Below are 15,448 nucleotides of genomic sequence, written 5' to 3'. Positions count from 1 at the left end.
GAGAAGTGGGTGCCTGTGCTGGCCTCTTCGTAGGCAAGCCCGCTCCCACATTTGAACGGTGTGAACCTGATCCACTGTGGGAGCGGGCTTGCCCGCGAAGAGGCCCGCCCAGCCACCGCGAAATCACTTGCCGAGTTTGCGCAACTCATCCGACTCCACCACCCGCACACCATCCTGCTCTTCCAGCGCCAGGCGCCACATCGCCCGGGCCAGTTCGCATACTTCAATACCACGGTATTTGCCCGGAATCAGCCGCGACAACGGCCCCGCCAGTTGTTCGGCCAGGCGCGGTTCCAGGCGTTCACCCAGCAACAGCGAGGGCCGCACGATGGTCAGCTGCGGCCAGCCTTGGGCTTTCAGCGCCTGCTCCATCTCGCCTTTGACACGGTTGTAGAAGATCGAGGATTTCGCGTCGGCGCCAATCGCGCTGATCACGATCAGGTGGCGCGCGCCCAATTCCCGTGCACGCTTGGCGAAAGCCACCACCAGGTCCAGGTCAACTGCGCGGAACGCTTCTTCGGAGCCCGCTCTCTTGATGGTGGTGCCCAGGCAGCAGAAGGCAATGTCCACGCGCCCGCTCAATTGCGGCAAAACCACCGCCGGGTCGCCCACCGGGTTTTCCAGGTGCGGGTGTTCGGCCAGTGGCTTGCGGCTGGGCGCCAGCACGCGGGTCACGGTGGGTTCGTTGAGCAGGCGATCCAACAGGTGTTCGCCGGTCAGGCCGGTAGCTCCGGCCAGCAGGATATGTTGAGGCGTCAGGTACATGGTGTTTCCCCCTGTTACACGTTACAGCTTAGTTGCCTTTGGCTTCCTTGCTATTCATTGAGACGCTTTCCAGCGCCTTTCGTGCCTGCTGTTTGCGTAATAACTGCCAGTGGGCGATCACGCCTTTCGGCGCCCAGATCTGCGGTTCCGAAGCTTCGAAGTTGTCTGCCTGTTCGCGTTCGCTGACATGCAGTTGCGCCAGTTTGAAGGCTTGCTGCAGGTCGTCGGTCTGGTTGAAGGCCTGGGCGAAGAGGGCGTCGCCGAAATAAGTGAAGTCGGCTTCTTCGGAGCAACCGAAGGACACCCGGTCGGCGCGCGAGGCGGTCATGATCAGGGTACGCTCATCCTTCAGCGTCGGGATAAACCCGCCGGAATAACACGCGGAAATCACGATGACCTTGTCGCGGTTTTTCAGCGGTGCGAGCACGGCGGCCAGTTCGTCGGCCGGCAAGTCAGCCAGCTCCATGCGCGGCTGGTCCAGCACCAGTTCGTGTTCATGGGTACCGTGGCTGGTCATGTAGATAAACACCAGGTCTTCCGGCCCGGTGCGTTCGGCCAGGGTCTGCACGGCGCGGCGCAGGCTTTCGCGGGTGGCCAGGGGGCGGTCTGCGATATGGTCACGGTGGTTGACCAGGCGGATCTGCCCGCGCGCGCCGAAGCGGGTGGCGAGCATGTTGCTGACGTAATCGGCCTCACGCAGGAACACGCTTTGTTTACCGTCGCCGGCCAGCACCAGGGTGTACAGCTCGACGGCGGGAGTGGAGGCGGGCACGGCGGCGAGGGCGGCATCGAGCAATTGGCCTTGGGCCAGTACGCCGATTTCCAGTGGGTCGGGGAGCAGTTTGCCGTCGGCGTCGCGCACGCGCATGCCGTTGACCCAGGTGCCGGCTTGCACGGTGCCGTCGGTCAGCACGAGAGTGCCGCGGCCCTGGTAGTTGTCGCTGTCGAAGCCGCCGATATAGAAACTGCCGTCGGTGAGGTTCAGGCGGCCCTCGCCGGTAAAGCGCCAATCGCTGAACTGGCCGACATAATGGCTGCCGTCCACGCCGATCAACTCGCCTTTGCCACTCAGCGCGCCTTCCTTGAACTGGCCGATCCACACGTCGCCGTCGGCGTTTTCATAACGGCCCTTGCCGTTGAGCTGGTTTTGTTTGAACTGGCCCACATAGATGTCGCCGTCGGCGCTATTGAAAGTGCCATTGCCTTCGAGCTGGCCATCGACGAAGTGGCCGCTGAACTGGTTGCCGCTGTCGTCGTTGCGCTGGCCTTCGCCATTGGGCTTGCCGTGGGCGAACTGGCCCTGGTATTGGCTGCCATCGGCCAACTCCAGGCGCCCGAGGCCGGAGTACTGATCATCCTTGAATTCGCCGCGATAGGTCATCTGCCCCTCTTTGAGGGTGCCTTCGCCGTTGCGTCGGCCACGCTTGAAACCACCGACATAGCTGCTGCCCGGCGTGGTCAGGCTGCCCTGGCCGTCGAACAGGCCTTGCTGGAACTCGCCTTTGTAGACTTCGCCGTTGCTGCCGTGCCATTCACCCAGGCCGTGCCACTGGCCGTTGTCGAACTGGCCGGCGTACCAGCTGCCGTTGGGGTAGTCGACGCGGCCCTGGCCTTGCAGCAAACCATTGACCACATCACCCCGGTAGCGGCCGCCATCGGGCAGGCGCGCATCGGGCGGCAACAGCGATTCGCCGTCTCCGCAAGCGGTGAGCAACAGGGCAAGGGCAAGGGGAGCAAGTGGGCGCATAGCGGGATCCGGATAATTGAGCGCCGAGTATGCCGCAGCCGCGAGGTTCATACATAAATTTACATACCCTGTGATGAGTTTCAGTGCCTCATCACAGGGCCGGGCTTACACGAAGCAGAGTGACAGCGACTCGGCGATGTAAGCGGGTTTTTCCTGGCCTTCGATTTCCAGGGTCGCCGTGGCCTTGAACAGCCATTGTCCGGGTTTTTTCTCGGTGACGTCCGTCAGCGTCACGTTCAGGCGCACCTTGGAATTGACCTTGACCGGCTGGATAAAGCGCACGCTGTCCAGGCCATAATTGACGGCCATTTTCAGGCCTTCGGGCATGATCAGGATGTCTTCCATCAACTTGGGCATCAGCGACAGCGACAGGAAACCGTGGGCAATCGTGCTGCCAAACGGGGTTTGCGCGGCCTTGACCGGGTCGACATGGATGAACTGATGATCGCCGGTGGCCTCTGCGAACAGGTTGATCCGCGCCTGGTCGATGGTGAGCCATTCGGAACGTCCCAGTTCCTTGCCGACATAATCTTTGAGCTGCGCTACAGGTACATAGGGCATTGCGTCTCTCCTTGGTTCATCGGTTTTTATAGGTAGGCGAAATCCATCTTAGATCATCATGGGCAACAGGCTCGGTCAACCCACCATGCTTTTGGCGAATGCCGGAGCATAGGGCGGGCGTGCTTATAATGCGGGCGGGTTTTGACGGGGGAGAGAACGGATGCTGTTACGTGGGCTGACATGGCTGGTGCTGTTCCAATTGATCGGCACGGCGATCAACCATTTGCTGCTGCCGATATTGCCGGGGCCGATTATCGGCTTGTTGCTGCTGCTCGGCTTTCTGATCTGCAACGGTGAGGTCGGCGAGCCCCTGAGCCTGGCGGCCGGCAGCCTGCTGCGTTATCTGCCGCTGCTGCTGGTGCCGCCGGCGGTGGGGGTGATGGTCTATGCCAAGGACATCGCGGCGGACTTCTGGGCTATCGTCGGCGCGCTGGTGCTGTCGCTGGTGATCGCCATGGGGTTTGTTGGTGTGCTGATGCAGCGCATGGTCAAGCGCAAGGAGAAGGATCAATGATCTTCGACTGGTACGGCGCGTGGGCCGCAGTGATTCACCACCCCTTGTTCGGCATTGGTATTACCCTCGGCGCCTATCAGTTGGTGTTGGCCGGTTTCGAGAAAACCCGTTGGATCTTCCTGCAGCCGGTGCTGGTGTCCATGCTGCTGGTGATCGGCATCTTGCTCACCTGTGGCCTGAGTTACGCCGAGTACCGCAAGAGCACCGAGATCATGGGCACCTTGCTCGGCCCCGCGACCGTGGCGCTGGCGGTGCCGCTTTATCTGAACCTGCGGCGCATTCGTCAATTGTTCTGGCCGATTTTTACTACGCTGGTGATAGGCGGGGTGTTGGCCACCGGCCTGTGTGTGCTGCTGGGCTGGTGGTTTGGCGCCGAGCACATGATGCTGATGACCATGGCGCCCAAGTCGGTGACGTCGCCGATTGCCATGCTGGTGGCCGAGCAGATCGGCGGCGTGGCGGCCTTGGCCGCGGTGTTTGTGCTGATCACCGGCGTGGTCGGCGCAATGGTCGGCCCGGCGTTGTTGTCGCGCCTGGGGGTGCACAGTCCCGAGGCGCGCGGCATGGCACTGGGCATGACTGCCCACGCCGTCGGCACCTCGGTGGCATTGCAGGAAAGTGAAGAGTGCGGTGCCTTTGCGGCGCTGGCCATGAGTCTGATGGGCGTGGCTACGGCGGTGTTCCTGCCGCTGGCTGTGTCGGTGATCGTTTAAACCGGGTTTAAGGAAACCTTTATGAGTCTGGCGCTGTTTCCGCTCAATACCGTGTTGTTCCCTGGCTGCACCCTCGACTTGCAACTGTTCGAGGCGCGCTATCTGGACATGATCAGCCGCTGCATGAAAAAGGGCGAAAGCTTCGGCGTGGTGTGCATCCTCGACGGCAAGGAAGTGGGCCTGGCCCCGGATGGCTACGCGTTGATTGGCTGCGAAGCGTTGATCCGCGACTTCAAGCAACAGGACAACGGCCTGCTGGGGATTCGTGTCGAAGGCGGGCGGCGTTTCCGCGTGCGTGATGCCGGGGTGCAGAAGGACCAGTTGCTGCTGGCCGAGGTGCAATGGCTGGACGAGGCGCCGGACCAGCCGCTGGAAGAGGAGGATGCCGACCTGCTGGCGTTGCTCCAGGCGCTGGCCGAGCATCCGATGGTGGCCTCGCTGGACATGGACACCCACGCCGACGGCCAGCAAGCCCTGGGCAACCAGTTGGCCTATCTACTGCCGTTCACCGAGGCCGACAAGATCGACCTGCTGCAACTCGACGATCCGCAGCAGCGCCTGGATGCGATCCAGATGTTGCTCGACGAGTTGCAGGGCGAGCTCTTCACTCAATAGGCGTATCGCAGCAGCGCGTGAGGCGTGCCGGTGAGGGCGATAAAGCTCAGGACCGCGACGATGGCCGGCAACAGTAGCCACCAGGCTTTGCGCGACAAGGCTGGCAGTGGGCTGCGCTGCTGGCTGAGGCTCAGGCTGAAGGCGCAGACGCTCATCGCCAGCAGGGTACCGGCGAGGATGTCGGTCGGCCAGTGCACGCCCAGGTAGACCCGCGACAAGGCGATGAACGCGGCGGGAATGCAGCCCAGCAGGAGCCAGGTCATGCGCAGTCGTGTCGGTTGCCCAAGGCCGGCCAGCATCGCCAGCGCCAGGAAAAATGCGAAAGAGCCCGACGCATGGCCGCTGGGCATGCTGAAGCTGGTCAGCGGGTCGGTGAGGATCTCCGGGCGGCCACGGGCGAAAAACAACTTGGCGGCGGTGTTGATCACGGCGGCGCCGGCCAGCGTGGCGCCGACAAACACCGCATGGCGCCATTGCCGGGCCAGCAGCAGCAAGCCGGTGAAGATCGCACTGGCAACGAACATCTTCTTGAATTCACCCAGTTGGGTGATCCGCACCATCACTTCGTCCAGCCATGTGCTGCGGTGCTCTTGTACCAGCGCGATCAGGCCCTGGTCGAAGTCATTGAGGTGGGGGTAGCCGATAAACAGCGCGATCAACAGCGTCAGGCTGGCGCAACCCACCCACAGCGTGGCCCGCCGATGGCCGCGCAGGCTGCTGTTCAGGCTCAGTCCCAGCAATATGGCGATAGATGCCGCGACAACCGCCGCTTCCGGCCAGAATCCCTGCGGCAATGGCAGGCGCAACGCCGCACCGGTCGCCCAGCCGGGCAGCAGGTAGGCCACCGACCAGCCAGCGCCCGCCAGAATACTCACGGCGACGAAGCGGGGGAGCGGCATGTCGCACATGCCGGCAACCATCGGCAGCATAGGGCGCAAGGGGCCGATGAAACGTCCGACCAGCAGGCTGGCAATGCCGTACTTGTGGAAGTAACTCTCGGCAGCGTTCATCCATTCAGGATGATGGCGCAGGCCGGGCAGGCGCCGGATGTTCTGATGGAAGTATCGGCCAAGGAAGTAGGAAATTGCGTCGCCGAGCAAGCCGCCGAGAAAGCCCAGCAACAGGGTTTCACTCAATGACAGCGCGCCGCTGCCGGCGAGTGCGGCGATCGCAAACAGCATCACCGTGCCCGGCACGATCAACCCGGCGATGGCCAGGCACTCCACGCACGCGACGATAAGCAGTGCCACCGCCAGCCATTCGGGGTTGAGGGTCAGCCAGCCGGTGATGCTATCGAGCCATTGGCCCATACAAATCCACTCCATCTATTCTATTCAGCTTGCGCGCTTGGTAATGCGTAGCCCGAAACACTGAAGATCAAACTGTGGGAGCGGGCTTGCTCGCGAAAGCGGTGTATCGGTTGATAAAATCGGTGACTGAGCCACCGCTTTCGCGAGCAAGCCCGCTCCAACATAGGGTCTGCTGTGCCTGCGAATTGATGTTCAGCAGGCATAACTGGCCAATCAGTTCACATCAAAAAATAATCGCGACCTTCGACCTGGCCCCTGCGCAGCGGGTTCCGTGTGCAGTAAGGCGCGTAGCCAGCATCGACGAAGCGATACATCAGGTGCTCGTCGCGGCCGCTGGGGATGCCCAGGCGGGTGGTCTGGATGGTCTGCGTCGGCACCTGGCCTACGTCTTCAACGTAGAGATTCTGCGGGTCGAAGCGCTTGGCATCCCACATCGGCACCTTCAATCCCAGCGCCTTGCACAACAGCGTCTGGCCTGCACACAGCTTTTGCGCGGCGCGCGGGCTGCCATTGGCATCGGGGTTATTCAGCAGCATCTGCGCCAGGCTCGCTGGCCCGGACAGTTCATCGACCCATGGATAAGCCGACTTTATCAGCACGGCATTGCCCGGCCCCTGGGCGCTGAAGTTCAGCGAATCACCGCCACGGGCGTAGTACATGTAGATGTGCCCACCGTCCAGAAACAAAGCCTTACGCTTTTCTGTGTAGCCGAGTGAGGCGTGGCTGCCTTTTTCGGCCACGTAATAGGCTTCGGTTTCGATAATTCGCGCCGAAAGCCAGATTTCACCGACACGATGACGTATGACTTTTCCGAGCAATTCCCGCGCGAGAATCTGCGCGTCACGGTCGAAGAAGCTGTCGGGCAGGGCGCTGGCGGGGCGTTGGGTGGCTGAATTGGGCATGGCGGTCAGGGGTTGATACGGCTAAAAGTGATGGAATAGTAACAACTCCCGCCTTAATTACCGCTGAACCCCAGGTTTTTACAGTTCATTTCGACCATCCGCCCCTCACCGCTGTCAGTCGAGCGGCGTCACAGCTATAATCTGCCGCTTTCCTCCCTGCCAAGACTCCCTGATTATGACTGAGTCCGTTCTTGACTACATGACCCGCCTGGGTCGCGCTGCCCGTCAGGCCTCGCGGTTGATCGCCCGTGCGAGCACTGCGCAGAAGAATCGCGCCCTGCTGGCGGCCGCCGACGCTCTGGATGCCTCGCGCTCCGAGCTCGGCGCCGCCAACGAACTGGACCTGGCCAACGGCCGCGCCAATGGCCTGGAGCCGGCACTGCTGGACCGCCTGGCGCTGACCCCGGCACGTATCGACGACATGATCGAAGGCCTGCGTCAGGTGGCCAAGCTGCCTGACCCCATCGGTGAAATCCGCGATATGCGCTACCTGCCGTCCGGCATCCAGGTTGGCAAGATGCGCGTGCCCCTGGGCGTGATCGGCATCATCTATGAGTCGCGTCCGAACGTGACCATCGACGCCGCGAGCCTGTGCCTCAAGTCCGGCAACGCCACTATCCTGCGTGGCGGCTCCGAAGCCATCAACTCCAATCGCGCCATTGCTACGTGCATCCAGCAGGGCCTGGCCGTGGCCGAATTGCCGGCCGAAGTGGTGCAAGTGGTGGAAACCACCGACCGCGCCGCCGTTGGGGCGTTGATCACCATGCCGGAATTCGTCGACGTCATCGTGCCGCGCGGTGGCAAGAGCCTGATCGAGCGCGTCAGCCGTGATGCCAAGGTGCCGGTGATCAAGCACCTGGACGGCGTGTGCCACGTGTACATCGACATCGCTGCCGACATCGACAAGGCGATCCGCATCGCCGACAACGCCAAGACCCACCGCTACGCCCCGTGCAACACCATGGAAACCCTGCTGGTGCACGCCGGCATTGCCGAGCGCGTGCTGCCGCCGCTGGCTGCCATCTACCGGGATAAAGGTGTGGAATTGCGTGGTTGCGAGCGTACCCGCGCGCTGCTCGGCGCGGACGTGATCGAGGCGACCGAGCTGGACTGGTACACTGAATACACTGCGCCGATCCTGTCGATCAAGATCGTCGATGACCTGGACGAGGCCATCGAGCACATCAACACCTATGGCTCCAAGCACACCGACGCGATCGTCTCCGAGCATTTCAGCGATGCGCGGCGTTTCCTCAACGAAGTGGACTCCGCTTCGGTGATGATCAACGCCTCGACGCGTTTTGCCGACGGCTTCGAGTATGGCCTGGGCGCCGAGATCGGTATTTCCACCGACAAGCTCCACGCCCGCGGCCCGGTTGGCCTCGAAGGCCTGACCAGCGAGAAGTACGTGGTGTTCGGCGACGGTCATGTGCGCACTTGATGGCTAAACGCATCGGGCTGCTCGGCGGTACTTTCGACCCCGTGCACATCGGCCATTTGCGCAGTGCCCTGGAAGTCGCGGATGCCCTCGCGCTGGATGAGTTGCGCCTGATCCCCAATTTCCGGCCGCCGCACCGCGATACTCCGCAGGTGTCGCCGCAGCAGCGCCTGGAAATGGTGCGCCTTGCCGTTGAAGGCATCGCGCCGCTGGTGGTGGACGACCGTGAGCTCAAGCGCGATAAACCGTCCTACACTGTTGACACCCTGGAGCTGATGCGCGCCGAACTGGCCGCCGATGACCAGTTGTTTTTGCTTCTGGGCTGGGACGCTTTTTGCGGCCTGCCCTCTTGGCATCGCTGGGAGGAACTCCTCCAGCATTGCCACATCCTGGTTCTGCAACGCCCGGATGCCGACAGCGAACCGCCGGATGCCTTGCGCAACCTGCTGGCCGCGCGGTCGGTAAGTGACCCCTTGGCCCTGACCGGGCCGAACGGGAATATTGCATTCGTCTGGCAGACCCCGCTTGCGGTGTCCGCCACCCAGATCCGTCAACTGCTGGCCAGCGGTAAGTCGGTACGTTTCCTGGTGCCTGACGCGGTCCTGGCCTACATCGATGCGCACGGGCTTTACCGTGCGTCGAACTGAAAAGGCGTGCTTGAACGTACGAACAGTCGTACAGCGAGCACCCGAACATACGAGCAAAACGAGTTTTATATGACGAACAAAGACGTAAGCAAAGTTAAGCGCAAAGGCACCTTCAAAAGCGCCCCGCTGCCGGTTGAAGCCCACGTTGGCCCAGAGCTGGCTGGCGAAGAGCTGGTCAAAGTCGCCGTGGCGGCCCTGGAAGACGTCAAGGCCCAGGACATCCAGGTGCTGGACGTGCGTGACAAGCAAAGCATCACCGACTTCATGATCATCGCCACCGGTACGTCGAACCGTCAGATCGGCGCGATGCTCGATAAAGTCCGTGAAGCCGTCAAAGCCCAAGGCGTCAAGCCGCTGGGTGAAGAAGGCAAGGGCGACAGCGACTGGGTCCTGCTGGACATGGACGACGTGATCGTTCACATGATGACTTCCAACGCCCGTCAGTTCTACGACCTCGAGCGTCTGTGGAAAGGCGCCGAGCAGAGCCGTGCCGCCGATGGCAAGCACCACAGCCCGGAAGTGGGCCACGCGCACTTCGACAAGCTGAACAAAGACCAGGAATAAGGAACGGCTGTGCGCCTGCGTCTGATTGCTGTCGGTTCACGCATGCCCAAGTGGGTAGAAGAAGGCTGGCACGAGTATGCCAAGCGTCTGCCCGCCGAGCTGTCGCTGGAACTGGTGGAGATACCGCTCAATACCCGGGGCAAGAATGCCGATGTGGCGCGCTTTATCCGTCAGGAAGGCGAAGCCATGTTGGCCAAGGTCGGCCCCAACGAGCGCATCGTCACCCTCGAGGTGCACGGCAAACCCTGGAGCACCGAGCAGTTGGCGGTGGAACTGGATCGCTGGCGCCTGGATTCGCGCACGGTCAACTTCATGGTCGGTGGCCCCGAGGGGCTGGCGCCGGAAGTCTGTGCGCGGGCGGACCAGCGCTGGTCGCTGTCGGCGCTCACGTTGCCGCACCCGTTGGTAAGGATTCTGATCGGTGAACAGCTGTATCGCGCCTGGACAGTCCTGTCCGGGCACCCTTACCACAAATAGCCTGCGCCCCTCCCGATGACCCAGCCGATCCGCATCAAGGACCACGAGAAAGACGCACGTCTGGTACGCGCTCGCGTGGTGTTTGGTGCGTTTCTGGTGGTGGGGTTGATCGGCGTGCTGATCGCGCGCCTGTATTTTTTGCAAGTGATCCAGTACGACTATCACTCCACGCTGTCGGAAAACAACCGGGTGCATGTGCAGCCGATTCCACCGACCCGCGGGCTGATCTTCGACCGCAATGGCGTGGTGGTCGCGGACAACCGGCCCAGCTTCAGCCTGAGCATGACCCGCGAGCGCTCCGGCGACTGGCAGCAGGTCCTCGATGTGATCGTCGAAGTGCTGCAACTGACCCCGGAAGACCGGGTGGTCTTCGAAAAACGCATGAAGCAGGGGCGCCGGCCATTTGAGCCGGTGCCGATCCTGTTTGAGTTGACTGAAGAACAGATCGCCCGGATCGCGGTGAACCAGTTCCGTTTGCCAGGTGTGGAAGTGGTGGCGCAGTTGGTACGGCATTACCCGCAAGGGCCGCACTTTGCCCACTCCGTCGGCTACATGGGGCGGATCAACGAGAAAGAGCTGAAAAGCCTCGATCCGGTCAATTACAGCGGCACCCACCATATCGGCAAGACCGGCATCGAGCGTTTCTACGAGCCGGAACTGCACGGCCAGGTGGGTTACGAGGAAGTCGAGACCAATGCCCGTGGCCGTGTGCTGCGGGTGCTCAAGCGCACCGACCCGGTGCCGGGCAAGGACATCGTGCTGAGCCTGGACATCAAGCTGCAGGAAGCGGCGGAGATGGCCCTGGGCGGGCGGCGTGGTGCTGTCGTGGCGCTGGACCCGGCAACGGGCGAAGTGCTGGCGATGGTCAGCCAGCCGAGTTTCGACCCCAACCTGTTTGTCACTGGTATCAGCTTCAAGGCGTATGCCGAGTTGCGCGATTCGATCGACCGGCCGCTGTTCAACCGCGTGTTGCGCGGCCTGTATCCACCGGGCTCGACGATCAAGCCGGCGGTGGCGATTGCCGGGCTCGACGCAGGCGTGGTCACGGCCTCCAGCCGGGTGTTCGACCCGGGCTACTACATGCTGCCCAACTACGATCACAAATACCGCAACTGGAACCGTACCGGTGACGGCTATGTCGATTTGGACACCGCGATCATGCGCTCCAACGACACCTATTTTTACGACCTGGCCCACAAGCTGGGGATCGACCGCCTCTCTGCCTACATGGGCAAGTTCGGCCTTGGCCAGAAAGTCTCCCTGGACATGTTCGAAGAATCCCCTGGCCTGATGCCGTCGCGGGAATGGAAGCGCGCGACCCGCCGCCAGGCCTGGTTCCCCGGCGAAACCCTGATCCTCGGGATCGGCCAGGGCTACATGCAGGCCACGCCGTTGCAACTGGCCCAGGCCACCGCGCTGGTGGCCAACAAAGGCATCTGGAACCGTCCGCACCTGGCCAAGACCATCGAAGGCGAGAAACCGGTGGACGAAAACCCGATTGCCGACATCGTGCTGCGCGACCCGTCCGACTGGACCAAGGTCAACCACGGCATGCAGCAAGTGATGCACGGCGCCCGTGGCACCGCGCGCAAGGCGGCGATTGGCGCGCAATACCGCATCGCCGGCAAGAGTGGTACGGCCCAGGTGGTCGCGATCAAGCAGGGCGAGAAATATGACCGCTCCAAGGTCCAGGAGCGCCACCGTGACCACGCCTTGTTTGTCGGCTTCGCGCCGGCGGACGATCCGAAGATCGTGGTCGCGGTGATGGTCGAGAACGGCGAGTCCGGCTCCGGTGTCGCCGCCCCCGTGGTGCGCCAAGTGATGGACGCCTGGCTGTTGGCCGACGACGGCAGGCTCAAGCCCGAATATGGCGGCCCCCCTTCAAGCACCGAGGTTACGGCCAGTGAAGAGTAATTTTGACCGCATCCTCTCCAGCGAGGATGTGATGCGTCGCCGCGCGACGTTGTTGCAACGCATGCACATCGATGGCCCGTTGCTGATCCTGCTGCTGACCCTGGCGGCCGGCAGCCTGTTTGTCCTCTATTCGGCCAGCGGCAAGAACTGGGACCTGCTGATCAAGCAAGCGTCGTCGTTCGGCCTGGGCCTGTCGTCGATGGTGGTGATTGCCCAGCTGGAGCCGCGATTCATGGCGCGCTGGGTGCCGCTCGGTTACGTGGCCGGTGTGCTGCTGCTGGTGGTGGTGGATGTGATGGGGCACAACGCCATGGGCGCGACCCGCTGGATCAACATTCCGGGGGTGATTCGCTTCCAGCCGTCGGAATTCATGAAGATTCTGATGCCGGCGACCATCGCCTGGTACCTGTCCAAGCGCACCTTGCCGCCGCAGCTCAAGCACGTGGGTATCAGCCTGATCCTGATCGGCATACCGTTCATCCTGATTGTGCGCCAGCCCGACCTCGGCACCTCGCTGCTGATTCTCGCGGGCGGTGCTTTCGTGCTGTTCATGGGTGGCTTGCGCTGGCGCTGGATCCTCAGCGTGCTGGCCGCCGCCGTGCCCGTGGCGATCGCCATGTGGTTCTTCTTTATGCACGACTATCAGAAGCAGCGGATTCTCACGTTCCTCGACCCGGAAAGCGATCCGCTGGGCACCGGCTGGAACATCATCCAGTCGAAGGCCGCCATCGGCTCCGGTGGCGTGTTCGGCAAGGGCTGGCTGCTCGGCACCCAGTCGCACCTGGACTTCCTGCCGGAAAGCCACACCGACTTCATTATTGCGGTGATGGGCGAAGAGTTCGGCCTGGTGGGCATTTGCGCGCTGTTGCTGATCTACCTGCTGTTGATTGGTCGCGGCCTGGTGATCACCGCCCAGGCGCAGACGCTGTTCGGCAAACTGCTGGCCGGCGCCTTGACCATGACTTTTTTTGTTTACGTTTTCGTCAACATCGGTATGGTCAGTGGCCTGCTGCCGGTGGTTGGGGTGCCGTTGCCGTTCATTAGCTACGGCGGAACTTCGCTGGTGACATTGCTGTCAGCGTTTGGGGTTTTGATGTCGATTCATACGCATCGCAAATGGATCGCACAGGTTTGAATAAGGTGAAGATGTCAATGCAAGTAATGCGCGGCTGGGCGACTCGGCACGCGTCCTGGATGGGCCTGATTGGCCTGCTGGGCGCAACGCAAGAGGCGCAGGCCGGTGACTACGATGGTTCACCCCAGGTTGCCGAATTTGTCGGTGAAATGACCCGTGACTACGGTTTTGCCGGCGAACAGCTGATGGGCGTGTTTCGCGAGGCCCAGAAAAAGCAGGCGATCCTCGACGCCATCTCCCGCCCGGCCGAACGCGTGAAGCAGTGGAAGGAATATCGCCCGATGTTCCTCACCGACGCCCGTGTGGCGCGGGGCGTGGACTTCTGGCGCCAGCACGAAGCGGTACTGGCCCGCGCCGAGCAGGAATACGGCGTGCCAGCCCAGGTCATCGTGGCGATCATTGGCATTGAAACCTTTTACGGGCGCAATACCGGCAGTTACCGGGTGATCGACGCGTTATCGACCCTGGGCTTCGACTACCCGCCGCGCGCCGAATTCTTCCGCAAGGAATTGCGCGAGTTCCTGCTGCTGGCCCGCGAAGAGCAGGTCGACCCGTTGACCCTCAAGGGCTCCTACGCCGGTGCGATGGGCTTGCCGCAGTTCATGCCGAGCAGTTTTCGCGCCTATGCAGTGGACTTTGACGGCGACGGGCATATCAATATCTGGAGCAACCCGGACGATGCCATCGGCAGCGTGGCCAGCTACTTCAAGCGCCATGGCTGGGTGGCCGGCGAACCTGTGGTGATCCGCGCGGATGTCAGCGGGGAGCGCGCCGATGAAGGCCTGACCCAGGGCATCGAGCCGGCCAAGACGGTCGGGGAGTTGCGGGCGCTGGGCTGGTCGAGTCAGAATGCGCTGCCTGACGATATGCCGGTCACGGCATTCCGTCTTGAGGGCGAAAACGGCCCGGAATACTGGATGGGCCTGAAGAATTTCTACGCAATCACGCGTTATAACCGCAGTGTGATGTACGCCATGGCCGTGCATCAGCTGTCAGACATGCTGGTCCAAGCACGGGGCAACAAGTAATGCGGGTATCGCCGATCAACAAACCGCTCAAGCTGGTGGCGTTTGCCGCGTTGTCCTTGCTGGTTGTCAGTTGCTCCACCAGCCGAGGTCCGGCGCAGAAGTCCGGGGGGGCGGTAGTCCGTTCCCAGCCGGGCCTGGACATCAACCGCGCGCACAAAGACGGCGCGCCGTGGTGGGACGTCGATGTCTCGAAAATCCCGGATGCCACGCCAACCCTGCACACCGGGCCCTACAAGGCCAACCCGTATACCGTGCTGGGCAAGAATTACTTCCCGTTGCAAGAATCCAAGACCTACGTGCAATCAGGCACGGCGTCCTGGTACGGCACCAAGTTCCATGGCCAGAACACCGCCAATGGCGAAGTGTATGACCTGTACGGCATGAGCGCGGCCCACAAGACCTTGCCGCTGCCCAGCTATGTACGGGTGACCAACCTGGACAACAACCGCACGGTGATCCTGCGGGTCAACGACCGTGGGCCGTTCTATTCGGATCGCATCATCGACCTGTCCTACGCCGCCGCGAAGAAGCTCGGCTATGCCGAAACCGGCACGGCGCGGGTGAAGGTCGAAGGCATCGACCCGGCGCAATACTGGGCCCAGCGTGGCAAGCCGGCGCCGTTGATGCTCAATGAGCCGACCACCCAGCAACCGCAAGTCAACGCGTCGGCCGGCAAGATCGAACAATGGACGCCACCGCCGCAGCAACACGCACCGGACACCGTGGTTGTACCGCGGGCCGCGCCTGGCGCCTCGCTTGCGGGCGGGCAATACCTGCAGGTGGGCGCTTTCGCCAACCCGGATGCGGCAGAGCTGTTAAGGTCGAAACTCAGCGGCATGGTCAACGCGCCGGTTTTCATCAGCTCCATCGTGCGTAACCAGCAGACACTGCACCGCGTGCGCATGGGCCCGATCAGCTCGCCAAGCGAAGTCGCGCAAGTACAGAACAGTGTGCGCCTGGCCAACCTGGGGCAACCCAGCGTGGTCACCGCCGAATAACAGAGGATTGATGGCTCGGGCATGCATGCGTGCCTGAGCCGTGGTTGTTGGCTCGTTGAACAATAAAACCCAGGGGCAAGGGGTGAGCGGGCAACCGAACACGCGACAGTCTGGTAGCGG

Annotated in this window: 16 protein-coding genes; 11 read left to right on the top strand and 5 right to left on the bottom strand. The window is 62.3% G+C overall.

From position 1 onward, the window contains the following. Positions 1-123 precede the first annotated feature (123 nt). The 3 genes from LIY36_RS12055 to LIY36_RS12045 form a co-directional block, all read right to left on the bottom strand. Entirely contained in the window at positions 124-765 is a 642-nt protein-coding gene (locus LIY36_RS12055) for an oxidoreductase (protein ID WP_226455812.1), read from the bottom strand. A gap of 28 nt (positions 766-793) precedes the next feature. Continuing rightward, positions 794-2,512 (bottom strand): C13 family peptidase, encoded by a 1,719-nt coding sequence (locus LIY36_RS12050; RefSeq protein ID WP_192299044.1) that lies wholly within the window; start codon positions 2,510-2,512, stop codon positions 794-796. A gap of 105 nt (positions 2,513-2,617) precedes the next feature. Then, positions 2,618-3,073: a MaoC family dehydratase gene (locus LIY36_RS12045; RefSeq protein WP_003194496.1), complete on the bottom strand. Its 456-nt coding sequence runs from the start codon at positions 3,071-3,073 to the stop codon at positions 2,618-2,620. A gap of 160 nt (positions 3,074-3,233) precedes the next feature. Here LIY36_RS12045 and LIY36_RS12040 point away from each other — a divergent pair, with 160 nt between their 5' ends. The 3 genes from LIY36_RS12040 to LIY36_RS12030 are packed head-to-tail and all read left to right on the top strand — an operon-like array spanning position 3,234 to position 4,915. After that, positions 3,234-3,587, top strand: coding sequence for a CidA/LrgA family protein (locus LIY36_RS12040; RefSeq protein ID WP_226455811.1), 354 nt, complete (start codon positions 3,234-3,236; stop codon positions 3,585-3,587). Continuing rightward, entirely contained in the window at positions 3,584-4,300 is a 717-nt protein-coding gene (locus LIY36_RS12035; protein ID WP_226455810.1) for an LrgB family protein, read from the top strand. Before LIY36_RS12040 ends, LIY36_RS12035 begins: the two co-directional genes overlap by 4 nt. Before the next feature lie 21 nt (positions 4,301-4,321). Then, complete coding sequence (locus tag LIY36_RS12030) at positions 4,322-4,915, top strand: LON peptidase substrate-binding domain-containing protein (RefSeq protein WP_226455809.1); 594 nt, start codon at positions 4,322-4,324, stop codon at positions 4,913-4,915. Here the strand turns inward: LIY36_RS12030 and LIY36_RS12025 are convergent. Together LIY36_RS12025 and LIY36_RS12020 are read right to left on the bottom strand one after the other, a co-directional pair. Further along, on the bottom strand, positions 4,909-6,225 hold the full coding sequence (locus tag LIY36_RS12025; RefSeq protein ID WP_226455808.1) for a bifunctional DedA family/phosphatase PAP2 family protein: 1,317 nt from the start codon (positions 6,223-6,225) through the stop codon (positions 4,909-4,911). The two genes, LIY36_RS12030 and LIY36_RS12025, sit on opposite strands and share 7 nt — an antisense overlap. 218 nt (positions 6,226-6,443) lie before the next feature. Beyond that, the gene (locus tag LIY36_RS12020; protein WP_226455807.1) at positions 6,444-7,127 is read right to left on the bottom strand and encodes a DNA-3-methyladenine glycosylase; all 684 of its coding nucleotides are present in this window, start codon (positions 7,125-7,127) and stop codon (positions 6,444-6,446) included. Between the two features lie 175 nt (positions 7,128-7,302). On the opposite strand from LIY36_RS12020, the gene LIY36_RS12015 reads away from it, so the two are divergent. The 8 genes from LIY36_RS12015 (at position 7,303) to LIY36_RS11980 (ending at position 15,328) form a co-directional block, all read left to right on the top strand. Beyond that, entirely contained in the window at positions 7,303-8,568 is a 1,266-nt protein-coding gene (locus LIY36_RS12015) for a glutamate-5-semialdehyde dehydrogenase (RefSeq protein WP_226455806.1), read from the top strand. Further along, positions 8,568-9,212, top strand: a complete 645-nt coding sequence (gene nadD, locus LIY36_RS12010; protein ID WP_120450098.1) for a nicotinate-nucleotide adenylyltransferase — start codon at positions 8,568-8,570, stop codon at positions 9,210-9,212. Before LIY36_RS12015 ends, nadD begins: the two co-directional genes overlap by 1 nt. A gap of 69 nt (positions 9,213-9,281) precedes the next feature. Beyond that, positions 9,282-9,776: a ribosome silencing factor gene (rsfS, locus tag LIY36_RS12005; protein ID WP_003176298.1), complete on the top strand. Its 495-nt coding sequence runs from the start codon at positions 9,282-9,284 to the stop codon at positions 9,774-9,776. A 9-nt stretch (positions 9,777-9,785) separates the two neighbouring features. After that, positions 9,786-10,253, top strand: coding sequence for a 23S rRNA (pseudouridine(1915)-N(3))-methyltransferase RlmH (gene rlmH, locus LIY36_RS12000; RefSeq protein WP_003176297.1), 468 nt, complete (start codon positions 9,786-9,788; stop codon positions 10,251-10,253). 15 nt (positions 10,254-10,268) lie between these two features. After that, entirely contained in the window at positions 10,269-12,167 is a 1,899-nt protein-coding gene (mrdA, locus tag LIY36_RS11995; protein ID WP_192299036.1) for a penicillin-binding protein 2, read from the top strand. A 31-nt stretch (positions 12,168-12,198) separates the two neighbouring features. After that, positions 12,199-13,302: a rod shape-determining protein RodA gene (rodA, locus tag LIY36_RS11990; protein WP_226455852.1), complete on the top strand. Its 1,104-nt coding sequence runs from the start codon at positions 12,199-12,201 to the stop codon at positions 13,300-13,302. A gap of 17 nt (positions 13,303-13,319) precedes the next feature. Beyond that, positions 13,320-14,330, top strand: coding sequence for a lytic murein transglycosylase B (gene mltB, locus LIY36_RS11985; RefSeq protein WP_192299035.1), 1,011 nt, complete (start codon positions 13,320-13,322; stop codon positions 14,328-14,330). Next, a complete protein-coding gene (locus LIY36_RS11980) occupies positions 14,330-15,328 on the top strand; it encodes a septal ring lytic transglycosylase RlpA family protein (RefSeq protein ID WP_192299034.1) in 999 nt (332 codons plus the stop codon). The genes mltB and LIY36_RS11980 overlap by 1 nt, the downstream gene beginning before the upstream one ends. Positions 15,329-15,448: the final 120 nt, after the last annotated feature.

This window comes from Pseudomonas sp. AF03-9, assembly GCF_020515815.1.
Lineage (GTDB): Bacteria > Pseudomonadota > Gammaproteobacteria > Pseudomonadales > Pseudomonadaceae > Aquipseudomonas.
This window is presented reverse-complemented; position numbering and strand designations above follow the sequence as displayed.